Genomic DNA, 12,714 nt, shown 5'->3' on the forward strand with positions numbered 1-12,714 from the left:
GCTCCCAGGCTCGTGCAGACGAAGCTTACCGTAAAGCTGATGAAGCTCTGGCTGCTGCTCAAAAAGCACAACAGACTGCTGACGAAGCTAACGAGCGCGCTCTGCGTATGCTGGACAAAGCTAGCCGCAAGTAATAATCCCTCGGGATTGTTATCAAGCCGACCCATTTTTTGGGTCGGCTTTTTTATTGCCCGCACTTTTGTCCGGGCAATAAAAAACCCGTCGACGCATCACGCATCGACGGGTTCTGGATCTGACCTTACTGTTGCATATCGATCGGCGCGCTCGAAACAATCGGCGCCGACGTGTTCGGCGTAGCGATTTCGGTTGGCAGACCATCTTCGGCCGCCACCACATCACGCACCACATCCCAGTTCATCCGCAGATTATTGGTGATGTCTTCACGCTTGAGCATCGCGTTGATCACAGCGGTGTGCTTGTCGACCACCGAAGGGTTGCCCTTGTCGTCGATCGGCGTGTGCGCTTCCAGATAGATCTTGCCGCCACTGCGACCGAACTTGTACGCATCGTTGAGGATGCGTACCGAGGTACCGACCGGGACCATTCCGGCCATTTCCAGGACGTTGTTGTTGAACATACGGAAGCAGCCGTGGCTGGTACGCATGCCGATGCCGAACTTCTTGTTCGAACCGTGGATCAGGTAACCCGGCGTGCCCAAGGTGAACTTGAACGGCCCCAGCGGGTTATCCGGACCGGCCGGCACCACGTTCGGCAACGGATCGCCATCAGCGGCGTGCTCGGCCTTGATCGAAGCCGGCGGCGTCCAGGTTGGATTCGGCGTCTTCGCGGTGATCGAAGTGTGCGCGATTGGCGAGCCCCAACCCTCACGACCGATACCCAGCGGGAAGGTGTAAACCACGTTCCGGCCTTTCGGGTAATAGTAGAGACGGTATTCGGCGAGGTTGATCACGATGCCTTCGCGCGGGCCCGGCGGCAGAATGAAACGCGTCGGCAGGACGATTTCAGTACCGGCGCCCGGCAGCCAGGCATCGACGCCCGGGTTGGCCGCGACCATTTCCGAATAACCCAGATCGTAGGCAGTGCCCAGATCGGCGAAGGTATCTTCGTATTTGGCTTTGATCACCTGCACCTGACCGATGATGTCTTCACCGGGTGGTGGCAGGGGAAACTCCAATGCAGCAACGGGACCGGCCACACACAGGGCGGCAAGTGACAGGCAGCGGGTGACGGCAGGAAAGCGCGGCAACATCCGGAAAATCCTTCGCGTGATCAACAAGGGTATAAGAGCGCGATTGTACACCGCACCTTGAGCATTCGGGGAGACACGCCGATAGACCGTGCCTTTGGCAAAAGATCGCAGCGTGCCGCAGCTCCTACAGAGAAATGCATTCCAATTGTAGGAGCTGCCGAAGGCTGCGACCTTTTGATTTTAGAGCTCGAAGCGCAACTCAGGCCAGATCGGTGACGTGCCGCGTTTTTGCGACTCCAGAATCGCCCGGCACAACGAGCACAGGCGCTGATCCTGGAACACCCGCCGATCCACGCTCGACCAGCGTGGCTGCGCCGGCAGCAGACTGCCACACAGCGTGCGATCCGCCGAGCCGCCGAGTTCGAGCTGACGCGTCACCAGATGCACCCGCACTTCCTGGCAGGCGAACAGATCCAGCTGTTCGTCAGGCTCGATCAGTTGGTAGGCAAACAGGGACCAGGCAGAACGCGGCATTGGGGGCTCCAAATAAGGGGGCGCCACATTAGCCGAAAGCCTGCCTGTAGAAAAGCCTTACAACAGCGGTTTTAGCGTCGGCCAGACATTTTCCAGCAACTTGCCCTGAGCCCCGACTGCCGGGTGCAAGCCATCGGCCTGCATCAAGTCTGCGTGGCCGCCGATTCCATCGAGGAAAAACGGCACCAGCGGGATTTTTTTCTCGTCGGCGAGTTTGCCGTAGACCTCGGCGAAAGCGTCGGTGTAGCGCTTGCCGTAGTTAGGCGGCAATTGCATGCCGAGCAGCAGCACTTTTGCGCCAGTGGCTCGGGAGCTGTCGATCATCGCTGCAAGGTTTTGTTGCAATTGAGCGGGCGGCATTCCGCGCAGGCCATCGTTGCCCCCCAGTTCGAGGATCACCAGTTCGGGTTTGTGCTCTGCAAGCAGCGTCGGCAGGCGTGCCTGGCCTCCGGCACTGGTGTCGCCACTGATGGAGGCATTGACCACTTTGTCGTCGAAACCCTCCTGTTTGAGCCGTTGTTCGAGCAACGACACCCACCCCAAGCGGGTATCCAGTCCGAAACCGGCGCTGATACTATCGCCAACGATCAGGACTGTACCCGCCGCTGCGTTCTGGGCCATGCACATCAAGGCCAGGCCAGCACTCAAAAACCAAACACTCATCGGAATCTCCATGGGCGCAAGCATACTCACAGCGAAGAACCTCAGCAAAGTGGTTCCCAGCGCGGAAGGTGAACTGACTATCCTGCACGAACTCAGCCTGGAACTGAACAAGGGCGACAGCCTGGCCATCGTCGGCGCGTCCGGTTCCGGCAAATCCACCCTGCTCGGCTTGCTTGCCGGCCTCGACCTGCCGAGCAGCGGCGAAGTCATCCTCGCCGGGCAATCCTTGAGCAACCTCGATGAAGACCAGCGCGCGCGGATACGTGCCGAGCACGTCGGTTTCGTCTTTCAGTCCTTCCAGTTGCTCGACAGCCTCAATGCGCTGGAAAACGTCATGCTGCCGCTCGAACTCGATGGCCGCAAAGACGCCCGCGAGCGCGCCACCGAATTGTTACAGCGTGTTGGCCTCGGCCAGCGCCTGACTCATTCGCCGCGTCAGCTCTCCGGTGGTGAACAGCAACGCGTGGCGATTGCCCGGGCGTTTGCCGCCGAACCCGACGTGCTGTTTGCCGACGAACCGACCGGTAACCTCGACAGCCACACCGGCGAGCGCATCAGCGATTTGCTGTTCGAGTTGAACAAGGAGCGCGGCACCACGCTGGTGCTGGTGACCCACGACGAACGCCTGGCGCATCGCTGCCGGCGCCTGATCCGACTTGAAGCCGGGCTGATGGTCGCCCCTCTGGAGCCTTGATGGCACGTTTGCCGCTGTTGCGCCTGATCAGTCTTGCCCTGCGCCAACTCATGCGCGATGCCCGCGCAGGCGAGTTGCGGGTGCTGTTCTTCGCCTTGGTCGTCGCGGTGGCGGCGAGTACCGCCATTGGCTACTTCGGCGCCCGCCTGAACGGCGCGATGATGCTGCGCGCCACCGAGTTTCTCGGCGCTGATCTGGTACTCGAAGGCAGCTCGCCGGCCCGCGAAGAGCAAATCCGCAGCGGCACCGATTTACACCTGACTCACGCTCAAGTGGTGGAGTTCTCCAGCGTCATTGCCACCGACAACGGCATTCAGTTGTCGAGCATCAAAGCCGTCGACCGCGCCTACCCCTTGCGCGGCGAATTGAAAAGCGCACCCGCACCATTCGCTGAAGAAACCGCTGGCGGTGAACCACAACCCGGCGAAGCATGGGTCGAGTCACGCCTGCTGACGGCGCTGGATCTTAAGATCGGCGACAACATCGACGTCGGCATGAAAACCCTCAAGCTGACCCGGGTGCTGACTTACGAGCCGGATCGCGCCGGCAACTTCTACAGCCTGACGCCACGGGTGATGATCAACCTCGACGACCTCACGGCGACCGGCGTGGTCCAGCCCGGCAGTCGCGTCAGTTATCGCGAACTGTGGCGCGGCGAGCCGCAAGCGCTGGAAACCTATCGCCAACTGATCAAACCGGGACTCGCACCGAACCAGCGAATTCAGGATGCCCGCGACGGCAACCGGCAGATTGGCGGCGCGCTGGGCAAGGCCGAGCGCTATCTGAACATGGCCAGTCTGGTTGCGGTGCTGTTGGCCGGCGTGGCGGTGGCACTTTCCGCCAACCGTTTTGCCAGCCGACGTTTCGACGCCAGCGCCCTGCTCCGCTGTCTCGGCTTGTCACGTCGGGAAACCATGCTGTTGTTCAGTGTGCAACTGGCCGTGCTCGGCCTGCTTGCCGCCCTCAGCGGTGCGATTCTCGGCTGGCTGGCGCAATTGGGCCTGTTCGCGATGCTGCATGATTTATTGCCGAGCGACGTGCCTGCGGGCGGACTGTTTCCGGCCATCGCCGGGATCGGCACCGGCCTGGTGGCGTTGGCGGGTTTCGCTCTGCCACCGTTGGCTGCTTTGGGTCGGGTACCGCCATTGCGCGTATTGCGCCGGGACATGCTGCCGATTCCGTCGAGCACCTGGATGGTCTACGGCGCAGCACTCGGTGCGCTCGGCCTGATCATGTGGCGCCTGAGCCTCGACCTGTTGCTGACCTTCGCCCTGCTCGGCGGTGGTGTGGTGGCTGCGCTGATACTCGGCGGTTTGCTGCTGTTGCTGCTCAATAGTCTGCGGCGGATGCTCGCCCGCGCCTCCCTTCCTTGGCGGCTCGGTCTGGGCCAATTGCTGCGCCATCCACTGGCTGCGGCGGGTCAGTCGTTGGCCTTCGGCTTGATTCTGTTGTCGATGGCGCTGATCGCCCTGTTGCGCGGCGAACTGCTCGACACCTGGCAAAACCAGTTACCGAAAAACGCGCCCAATTATTTTGCCCTGAACATTCTGCCAGCAGACAAACAGGCGTTCACCGATCATCTGGTCAACGTCTCGGCCCAAGCCGCGCCGCTGTATCCGGTAGTCCCGGGGCGACTGGTGAGCATCAACGGCGAAGCAGTGCAGCAAATCGTCAGCAAGGATTCGGCCGGCGACCGGGCGATCCAGCGTGACCTGAGCCTGACCTGGGCCGCCGACCTGCCGGCCGGCAACAAACTCACCGCCGGTTCATGGTGGACCGAACAGCCGACGGACGATGTTCCCGGGGTATCGGTGGAAGGCAAAGTCGCCGAGAGTCTCAAGCTGAAACTTGGCGATCATCTGATCTTCAATGTCGGTGGGGTCAATCGCGAGGCCAAGGTCACCAGCCTGCGGGACATCAACTGGGACAACTTCCAGCCGAACTTCTTCATGATCTTCCAGCCCGGCACCTTGAAGGATCTGCCTGCGACCTACCTGACCAGTTTCTATCTGGCCCCCGGTCACGATCAGCAGATTGTCGAACTGTCGCGAGCCTTCCCGGCGGTGACCATTCTTCAGGTCGAAGCCCTGCTCGAACAGCTGCGCAGCATCCTCGCTCAGGTCACGCTGGCGGTGGAGTATGTGCTGTTGTTTGTGTTGGCGGCAGGCATGGCGGTGCTGTTTTCCGGGTTGCAGGCAACGCTGGATGAACGCATTCGCCAAGGTGCGCTGTTGCGCGCATTGGGGGCCGAGCGCAAGTTGCTGGTCAAGGCGCGGCGCATCGAGTTCGGCCTGCTGGGCGCGGTCAGCGGTTTGCTCGCAGCCATCGGTTCGGAAGTGGTGAGTCTGGTGCTGTATCGCTACGCGTTCGATCTGCCGTGGCATCCGCATCCGTGGCTGCTGGTGCTGCCATTGATTGGCGCAGTGCTGATCGGTGGCGCGGGGGTGTTTGGTACGCGGCGGGCGTTGAATGCGAGTCCACTGACAGTGTTGCGCGAGGGTTGATAGACTCCAGCCGACTTAACCACAAGAAGTTGCCATGAGCCGTTATCGTCCTCCCCGCCCTGCTGGCACCGCGCTGATCACCCCTGAAGGTGAAGCGCGGATGCGTGCTGAATTCCATGAGCTGTGGCATGTGCGTCGCCCGCAGGTGACGCAATCGGTCAGCGAGGCGGCGGCGCAAGGTGATCGCTCGGAAAATGCCGAGTACACCTACGGCAAGAAAATGCTGCGCGAGATCGACAGCCGTGTGCGTTTTCTCACCAAGCGTCTGGAAGCGCTGAAAGTCGTCAGCGAAAAACCCAGTGATCCGAACAAGGTCTACTTCGGCGCCTGGGTCACCATCGAAGACGAAGACGGCAAGCAATCGCGCTACCGCATCGTCGGTCCGGATGAACTGGATTTGAAGCTGGGCCTGATCAGCATCGACTCGCCGCTGGCCCGCGCCTTGATCGGCAAGGCGCTGGACGCCGAAGTTCGGGTACAGACGCCAACCGGTGAGCAGTTTGTCTATATCGTAGCGATCGATTACCCGTAACGCTTAGCGCCGTGCAATCAAACCCTGTCGCGCCACACGAGTCAGTTGCTTGATCATTTCCGGCGCGTCTTCAAGGCTCGGCGACTGAATTACCGCCAGATCGAAACTGTCATTGGCAAAACGCGCCAATGACTCGCCGTCTTCGACAAACTGGATCAGGAACGCGGCAGGACCGCCGCTGCGACGTGGCCAGCCATCGAGATAACGCAACAGCGTTGGCTGATGTCTGCCGCCAAGCAGGATTTTCGGGTTGCGCTGGGTGATATGTGCCGTGATCGGCGCGGGACGTGCTGGAGGGCGTAGTGCATTCATTGGGTCGTGTCTCTGCCTCAAAAGTCTGCATGGCAGGTGAGAGGCAACACCGAACCAGCGCTTTAGCGGTATTTCGAAGCCCTGTTCCGGCTTCTGACGGCAACTGATTGAGTCACCTGGCGCCCCGCAAGTAGCTGTTTAAATCGGCGCATGAGCAACATCCTAGAGAACGTGACCGATGAGTGTCAAGAATCAGCAACAACAAAAAAGGCCCGCGCAATGCGGGCCTTTTGCTTGAGCCAGAGCGGTCAACCAGCGATGGCGCGATCCGCCGAGAGCTTGCCGGCGCCTTCGATCATTACCGCGATGCTGCCACCGAGCAGGGCCAGGGCAAATTCATAACCGTTGTTGGCCATGAACAGACCGTTGCCGATGTGTACGGTGAAGATCGCGACCAGCGACAGGAAGGTCAGACCCAGTGCCGCCGGGCGTACCAGCAGGCCGATGATCAGTGCCAGACCGGCGAAGAACTCGGTGCCGCCAGCCAGCGTCGCCATCAGGTAACCCGGGGTCAGGCCGAGGCTTTCCATGTACTGCGCGGTGCCGGCCAGACCGTAGCCGCCGAACAGGCCGAAGAGTTTCTGCGAGCCGTGGGCGGCGAAGATCACGCCGACGGCAATGCGCAGAACAGTCAGGCCATAACCGGCGCGGGTGAACAGTACCTTGTTGATCAGAGAGCTCATGTTGGTCATTCCTTGTTATGCAAAGTGTGTGTTGGTTGGCCGCTATATTAATCAGTTATTTTCATGTTAAAAGCGTAAATATTCCGCCATAACAATCAAATTATTCGATCATTTGCGCGAGGCGACTTTCTGTCCCTTGGGCTCCAACGACTCCCGTTCCCGGTCGAATGCCAGGTAGTACTTGTTCACACTATTAACATAGCTGACCGGCCCCATTCCCACCTGCTCCATGGCGATCCGCTCGACCTGGAAGAACCACTGGTTGGGATTCAAGCCACGGCGCCGCGCTTCGGCGCGCATGCCTTGCACCCGCTCCGGGCCGATATTGTAGGCCGCCAGAGTGAAGGCCATGCGCTCGCGCTCGTTGAGCTTGGGGCTGTTGAAAAACTTGCGGCGAATCATCGCCAGGTACTTGGCCCCGGCCTGCACATTGGCATCGAGATTCTGGATATTGTTGACGCCGACCCGTTGCGCGGCGGACGGGGTGATCTGCATCAGCCCGGTCGGGCCGCTGCCACTGCGGGCATTGGGTTGCAGGGCCGATTCCTTGAACGCCAGCGCCGCCAGATTGAGCCAGTCCATGTTCTGCGCATCGGCATGCTTTTGCAGGACCGGGCGCAGGTTTTCCAGACGCTGACGGTCAGCCTTGGCCAGTGGATAGTGGACTTGGTAGAGACGGCGATAGATGCGCAGAAACGCCGCATCCTCGTTCGCCGGCTTCTTGTAGCCGCCGAGGAAACGATCGATGCTCGCCCGCAGCATCGATGCATCACGGCGCACGAACCAGTACTCCTCGCCCGGCTCGCTGATCATCATCTGACGATCAAAACGCAGCTTCGGCAGGATCTTGCCCCAGCGCTCGGCAATCGGTTGCTCGACGATGGTCAGGTGAAAAATCCCGCCCTGCACCATTTCCAGCACGTCTTCGACGGCCAGCGTCGGATCGACCCATTCGATCTTGATCGGTGCCAGTTTGCGCAGTACGAGTTTTTGATTGAGCTGGCTGACTGCCTCGCCCGCCGCACTACCGGCGGGCAAGGCCAGCGTCTTGCCGGAAAGCTGTTCGACCTTGGTGTAGCGCCGCTCGCCTTTGATGCCGACCAGCACCAACGGCACGTTGCTGGCGATCGGTTCGCTGCTGGCGACCGCATGGCCCGGTTGCAGATCCAACAATTCTCCCGGCGCCATCAGATCTCCCTCGCCGCGCTGCAATGCGCCGAGCAGTTGATCCTTGGCTTTGGGAATGATTTTGAGGGTGACTTCCTGACCATCGCGGGCATGGCCATTGAGGTATTGCTCGAAGGCGCGCAGGCGATGGTATTCAACGCCGATGGCCTGGCCTTGCACTTCACCGGAGCTGTTGCGGCTCTGGTTGACCAGCACCCGCAACACACGGCTGCTGCGAATCTCCGACAGGTCGCGCACCTTGGCGGCCGGCACGGCTTGCAGTGGCCCGGGCAGGCGCGCAACCGCCGTCATCGGCAGCAGCAACGAACCACACAACAGGAGCAAAACCGAGGGACGAACCATCCACTCTCCGGAAAGATTACGGGGCGATTTTTACCGCTGAACGGTCGAAATCACCGACGAAAACAGAGCGCCATGAGCGCTGGCAAAGTGCGAGAGACTGGCACAGTGATGGCATTCACGCCAACACCGACTGCGTCGCGGCATCAAGAGACAGCTATAACTCGTTGTAGTTCTTGGCTTTTCTTATGAATCTACAGCTCTGGTATGCTTTCCGGCCTTCGGCCCGAGGTAGCAACCATGCAACTCATCGATATCGGCGTCAACCTGACCAACCCAAGTTTCGCCGACAAACATCAGGCCGTACTCGACCGCGCCTACGCTGCCGGGGTCTGCCAACTGGTATTGACCGGCACCAGCGTCGAAGGCAGCGAACAGGCACTGGAACTGTGCCAACAGCTGGATCAAAGCGGCCAGCGACTGTTCGCCACCGCCGGTATTCATCCGCACTCGGCCAGTGACTGGAACGCCGACAGCGCTCGTCGTCTGCGCAGTCTGTTGCAGGAATCGAACGTGGTGGCGGTCGGTGAATGCGGGCTGGATTTCAACCGCGATTTCTCGCCGCGTCCGCAGCAGGAAAAAGTCCTCGAAGAACATTTGGCAATGGCGGTAGAGCTGCAATTGCCGGTGTTCCTGCATGAGCGTGACGCCAGTCAGCGCCTGCTGGAAATCCTCAAGGACTACCGCGATCAACTCCCCGCCGCCGTGGTGCATTGCTTCACCGGCGAGCAAAAGGCGTTGTTCAGTTATCTGGATATGGATCTGCACATCGGCATTACTGGCTGGATCTGCGATGAACGTCGTGGCACGCATCTGCATCCGCTGGTCAAGGAGATCAAGCGCGGACGGCTGATGCTGGAAAGCGATGCGCCGTATCTGCTGCCACGCACCTTGCGGCCGAAACCGAAGAACGGCCGTAATGAGCCGGCTTATCTGACTGAAGTGCTGCGTGAAGTCGCGCTGCATCGCGGTGAAACCGAGGACGATCTGGCTGCGCATACCACCGCGTGTGCCCGGGCATTTTTCGGCCTTCCCACCCTCCCCTGACACACCCTTTTTCTCCTGTGGGAGCTAGCCTGCTGGCGATTGCAATCATCCATTCAACACTGCACTGACTGACATGCCGCTATCGCGAGCAGGCTCACTCCTACAAGAACAGGACCGTATTGCCTGTTGATGTATATCAAGTTCTGAAGGCCTGCATAGCGGCACAATACTGGCACCTTGCCAATGCTGTTTCCGCTATCAGAGAAAACCTACATGGGTGCCTGGCTTAGCAATATCTCGCTGAAGTACAAATTCTGGGCGGTCAATGCCGTCGCCTTCGTCACCACCCTGCTGCTGGTGTTGTACGCCGTGCAACTTGAGCAACAGGCGCGCAGTCATGCGTCCATGGTGTCCGCGCAGGCTCAGGCGCAACTGCTCAAGGCGTGGCCGGCGGGACAGCCGCTGCCCCAAGCCGAGCAGATCCTCACCTTCAAACGCGGTGAAGCGCCGCGTCTCCACGATCAACCGCTGCTGGAAATCACCGACAGCACCGGCTGGATCGAGATCAATCACCTGCCGCTGTTCGGCACTGATCCGCTGATGGGCGCCGAAGTGTTCAGCCGCGCTGATGGCCGACAGGTCGCCGTGATGGCCTATGGCCCGAGCCTGAGTCAGGTGTTCAGCGAACGTTTCGCCAATTACGCCGTGGCGGTGTTCATCCTGATGTTCGCCATGCTCTGTGCCTCGCAACTGCTGATCCGTTTCCTGCTCGCGCAACTCAATACCTTGAAAGACGTGATGCTGCATGTGGAAAAAAGCGGCGATCTGTCGGCCCGTGTGCCGCTGGCCTGCAAGGATGAGGTCGGGCAGATGGCCAATGCGTTCAACGCAATGCAGGCCGGTTATCAGCGCGTGGTCGGCACCGTCGCCGATACCGCACGACAACTGGATGTCGGCGCGGCACGGCTGGCGGCGAGCATGAATGAAGTGCGTCACGGCATGCTCGGCCAGCAAAGCGAAACCGATCAGGCCGCCACCGCGATCAATGAAATGACCGCCACGGTTTACCACATCGCCCAGCATGCCGGCGCCACTCGCGATTTGTCGCAGACTGCCGACAGCCTCGCTGGCAGTGGCCAGCAAGTGGTCGCGCGGGTGCAGCATTCGATTGCCGGACTTTCCAGCGGCGTGCAGCAGACCGCCGAGATGATTCAGCGACTGGCCGAGGACAGTCAGAAGATCAACGGCGTGGTCAGCGTGATCCACAGCATCGCCGAGCAAACCAATCTGCTGGCGCTCAACGCCGCCATCGAAGCGGCCCGGGCCGGTGAAATGGGCCGGGGCTTTGCAGTGGTCGCCGACGAGGTACGCAACCTGGCCAAACGGGTGCAGGCGTCGACCGATGAAATCACCACCATGGTGTCGGCGTTGCAGGCCGGCACTCGCGATGCGGTGGATTTCATGCAAGAGAGTTCATACAAGGCTGACGACTGCGTGCAGCAGGCGCAGGAGGCCGGTGAAGCGCTGGCGGAAATCACTGGCGCGGTGGCGCAGATGCGCGAGAGCAACACGCAGATTGCGGTGGCCGCCGAGCAGCAGAGTCAGGTTGCCGAGGAGATGAATCGGGCGGTGGTGAGTATTCGTGATGTGACGGAAAACACCGTGCAGCAGACGGTGGATTCGGCGACGACCAGTAATGAGTTGGCGACGTTGGCCGGGGAATTGAGCAAGGCTATCGGTCAGTTGAAACTCTGAGAACTAATCGCTAGCAGGCTAGCTCCCACAGGGGATTTGAAGTTCACACAGACTCCTTGTGGGGGCTAGTCTGCTGGCGATGGCTGCAGCCAAAACGACATCGAATTTGACCATTGTCGCTATCACTTCAATAGCCAACCTTGATTCGCCGCCCTCCTCGCTCGCGCCTATTCTTCAACCATTGAGTCCAAATGGAATGAGGAGTAGCAACATGGGCAAACGTCACCCCAATCTTCCCGCGTGGCAATGGCACGCGTACCCGAACAATCATCAGCATCCGACCAATCTGGTGTTGCACCTGATTGCCGTGCCGTTGTTCATTGTCGCGTTTTTGCTGATCGTGTCCGGCGTGTTCAGCCTGAGTCTGGCCAGCGTCGCCATTGGCGTGATTGGTATCGTCGCGGCGCTCGGTTTGCAGCGCCACGGTCGGCATTGATTCAGGCAAAGATCGTTACCGTCTGACGGCTCATGGCGATCAATTCGCCTTGCGCGCTCCACAGCTTGGCGGCGGCATGCCCGTAACCGTCGGCGGCGTAGTCGGTTTGCACCAGATACTTGCACCAGTCCAGCGTGCTCACATCCTTTAGCGGCTGAACGAATTCGATGGTCCAGGTCAGCGTGCTGCCGGGCGCCACGTGCTTGAGGTGCGGCAACAGCGACGGCGGCCACGCATCCACCAGCGCGAGAATGTAGGACTCGTTGATCGGCTCCTCCTTCACATCGCCACGCAGGCGCACCCAACCGCCCATGTCCCGCGATTTGTTGCCGGTGAACGGCAAGCCGCCGACGCTCCAGCGCATCGCCAGATGGCGCATGAACTCCGGGGTCACGCCTTTGATGTAAGGCAACTCCTGACACTCGTCCCAGTGTTTCATCTCCGGGGCGGGATGCGCCGGCACCGCCACTTCCGAGACTCGCGACGCGCCAAAACTGCCCTGCACCAGCGTCACAACCTGACCGTTCTGCACTGCTCGACCGAGCACCTGACTGACGGCTTTGCCTTCACGCAGGACTTCGACATCGAAGCTCACTGGTACACCCGGTTCGACCGGCCCGACGAAGGTGATCGCCAACGAGCGCACCGGGCGATCTGCCGGAACCCTGGCACGCATGACTTCGTATTGCAGCGCGGCGATCAAGCCGCCGAAACTCGCGCGGCCCTGTGCCCACTCTGCCGGGATCGACAACTCCGGATGACGGCGAACAGCGTCCAGCAGATCGGAAAATTGCATGACAACCTCAGAAAACGCAAAGGGAATGCCCTGATCTTAACCAGCATGGCAGAGCGCCGCAGCGTCTATTCCGGTCAAATAGACTGACAGAAAGGCCGCGCACGAACCTGAGAACAATGA

At 60.4% G+C, this 12,714-nt stretch carries 13 protein-coding genes and 1 pseudogene; 7 read left to right on the forward strand and 7 right to left on the reverse strand.

Going from position 1 to position 12,714, the window contains the following annotated elements:
• A partial coding sequence (locus ACIOZM_RS20750; protein ID WP_400497551.1) for an alanine-zipper protein occupies positions 1–134 on the forward strand: 134 nt, incomplete at its 5' end.
• A 125-nt stretch (positions 135–259) separates the two neighbouring features.
• Here the strand turns inward: ACIOZM_RS20750 and ACIOZM_RS20755 are convergent.
• The 3 genes from ACIOZM_RS20755 to ACIOZM_RS20765 form a co-directional block, all read right to left on the reverse strand.
• The gene (locus tag ACIOZM_RS20755) at positions 260–1,231 is read right to left on the reverse strand and encodes a L,D-transpeptidase family protein (RefSeq protein ID WP_401216705.1); all 972 of its coding nucleotides are present in this window, start codon (positions 1,229–1,231) and stop codon (positions 260–262) included.
• 180 nt (positions 1,232–1,411) lie between these two features.
• Positions 1,412–1,705, reverse strand: coding sequence for a hypothetical protein (locus ACIOZM_RS20760; RefSeq protein ID WP_007955656.1), 294 nt, complete (start codon positions 1,703–1,705; stop codon positions 1,412–1,414).
• A gap of 57 nt (positions 1,706–1,762) precedes the next feature.
• Complete coding sequence (locus ACIOZM_RS20765) at positions 1,763–2,368, reverse strand: arylesterase (RefSeq protein WP_401216707.1); 606 nt, start codon at positions 2,366–2,368, stop codon at positions 1,763–1,765.
• A 10-nt stretch (positions 2,369–2,378) separates the two neighbouring features.
• On the opposite strand from ACIOZM_RS20765, the gene ACIOZM_RS20770 reads away from it, so the two are divergent.
• The 3 genes from ACIOZM_RS20770 to greB are packed head-to-tail and all read left to right on the forward strand — an operon-like array spanning position 2,379 to position 6,098.
• The gene (locus ACIOZM_RS20770; RefSeq protein ID WP_401216708.1) at positions 2,379–3,062 is read left to right on the forward strand and encodes an ABC transporter ATP-binding protein; all 684 of its coding nucleotides are present in this window, start codon (positions 2,379–2,381) and stop codon (positions 3,060–3,062) included.
• On the forward strand, positions 3,062–5,566 hold the full coding sequence (locus ACIOZM_RS20775) for an ABC transporter permease (RefSeq protein ID WP_401216709.1): 2,505 nt from the start codon (positions 3,062–3,064) through the stop codon (positions 5,564–5,566). The genes ACIOZM_RS20770 and ACIOZM_RS20775 overlap by 1 nt, the downstream gene beginning before the upstream one ends.
• A 34-nt stretch (positions 5,567–5,600) precedes the next feature.
• Positions 5,601–6,098, forward strand: a complete 498-nt coding sequence (gene greB, locus ACIOZM_RS20780; protein ID WP_016985509.1) for a transcription elongation factor GreB — start codon at positions 5,601–5,603, stop codon at positions 6,096–6,098.
• 3 nt (positions 6,099–6,101) lie between these two features.
• Here the strand turns inward: greB and ACIOZM_RS20785 are convergent, their stop codons facing one another.
• From ACIOZM_RS20785 to ACIOZM_RS20795, 3 genes are all read right to left on the reverse strand, one after another.
• Complete coding sequence (locus ACIOZM_RS20785) at positions 6,102–6,410, reverse strand: class I SAM-dependent methyltransferase (RefSeq protein ID WP_401216710.1); 309 nt, start codon at positions 6,408–6,410, stop codon at positions 6,102–6,104.
• Positions 6,411–6,658: 248 nt separating this feature from the next.
• A complete protein-coding gene (locus ACIOZM_RS20790) occupies positions 6,659–7,093 on the reverse strand; it encodes a DoxX family protein (protein ID WP_401216711.1) in 435 nt (144 codons plus the stop codon).
• Positions 7,094–7,201: 108 nt separating this feature from the next.
• Complete coding sequence (locus tag ACIOZM_RS20795) at positions 7,202–8,623, reverse strand: transglycosylase SLT domain-containing protein (RefSeq protein WP_401216713.1); 1,422 nt, start codon at positions 8,621–8,623, stop codon at positions 7,202–7,204.
• A 237-nt stretch (positions 8,624–8,860) separates the two neighbouring features.
• Here ACIOZM_RS20795 and ACIOZM_RS20800 point away from each other — a divergent pair, with 237 nt between their 5' ends.
• From ACIOZM_RS20800 to ACIOZM_RS20810, 3 genes and pseudogenes are all read left to right on the forward strand, one after another.
• Entirely contained in the window at positions 8,861–9,667 is an 807-nt protein-coding gene (locus tag ACIOZM_RS20800; RefSeq protein ID WP_401216715.1) for a TatD family hydrolase, read from the forward strand.
• A 213-nt stretch (positions 9,668–9,880) separates the two neighbouring features.
• Positions 9,881–11,362, forward strand: a complete 1,482-nt coding sequence (locus tag ACIOZM_RS20805) for a methyl-accepting chemotaxis protein (protein ID WP_401216716.1) — start codon at positions 9,881–9,883, stop codon at positions 11,360–11,362.
• Between the two features lie 211 nt (positions 11,363–11,573).
• A pseudogene (locus ACIOZM_RS20810) lies at positions 11,574–11,789 on the forward strand (Mpo1-like protein); the annotation flags it as partial.
• A gap of 10 nt (positions 11,790–11,799) precedes the next feature.
• Here ACIOZM_RS20810 and ACIOZM_RS20815 read toward each other — a convergent pair.
• Positions 11,800–12,594, reverse strand: coding sequence for an acyl-CoA thioesterase (locus ACIOZM_RS20815; protein WP_401216717.1), 795 nt, complete (start codon positions 12,592–12,594; stop codon positions 11,800–11,802).
• Between the last annotated feature and the right edge of the window lie 120 nt (positions 12,595–12,714).

The organism is Pseudomonas sp. NPDC087346, from assembly GCF_044744235.1.
Taxonomy (GTDB): Bacteria; Pseudomonadota; Gammaproteobacteria; order Pseudomonadales; family Pseudomonadaceae; genus Aquipseudomonas.

Excerpts from the sequence above, each read along its gene's own strand:
- ACIOZM_RS20755 (WP_401216705.1), bottom strand. The coding sequence starts at position 1,231 with ATGTTGCCGCGCTTTCCTGCCGTCACCCGCTGCCTGTCACTTGCCGCC.
- ACIOZM_RS20760 (WP_007955656.1), bottom strand. The coding sequence starts at position 1,705 with ATGCCGCGTTCTGCCTGGTCCCTGTTTGCCTACCAACTGATCGAGCCT.
- ACIOZM_RS20765 (WP_401216707.1), bottom strand. The coding sequence starts at position 2,368 with ATGAGTGTTTGGTTTTTGAGTGCTGGCCTGGCCTTGATGTGCATGGCC.
- ACIOZM_RS20770 (WP_401216708.1), top strand. The coding sequence starts at position 2,379 with ATGGGCGCAAGCATACTCACAGCGAAGAACCTCAGCAAAGTGGTTCCC.
- ACIOZM_RS20775 (WP_401216709.1), top strand. The coding sequence starts at position 3,062 with ATGGCACGTTTGCCGCTGTTGCGCCTGATCAGTCTTGCCCTGCGCCAA.
- greB (WP_016985509.1), top strand. The coding sequence starts at position 5,601 with ATGAGCCGTTATCGTCCTCCCCGCCCTGCTGGCACCGCGCTGATCACC.
- ACIOZM_RS20785 (WP_401216710.1), bottom strand. The coding sequence starts at position 6,410 with ATGAATGCACTACGCCCTCCAGCACGTCCCGCGCCGATCACGGCACAT.
- ACIOZM_RS20790 (WP_401216711.1), bottom strand. The coding sequence starts at position 7,093 with ATGAGCTCTCTGATCAACAAGGTACTGTTCACCCGCGCCGGTTATGGC.
- ACIOZM_RS20795 (WP_401216713.1), bottom strand. The coding sequence starts at position 8,623 with ATGGTTCGTCCCTCGGTTTTGCTCCTGTTGTGTGGTTCGTTGCTGCTG.
- ACIOZM_RS20800 (WP_401216715.1), top strand. The coding sequence starts at position 8,861 with ATGCAACTCATCGATATCGGCGTCAACCTGACCAACCCAAGTTTCGCC.
- ACIOZM_RS20805 (WP_401216716.1), top strand. The coding sequence starts at position 9,881 with ATGGGTGCCTGGCTTAGCAATATCTCGCTGAAGTACAAATTCTGGGCG.
- ACIOZM_RS20815 (WP_401216717.1), bottom strand. The coding sequence starts at position 12,594 with ATGCAATTTTCCGATCTGCTGGACGCTGTTCGCCGTCATCCGGAGTTG.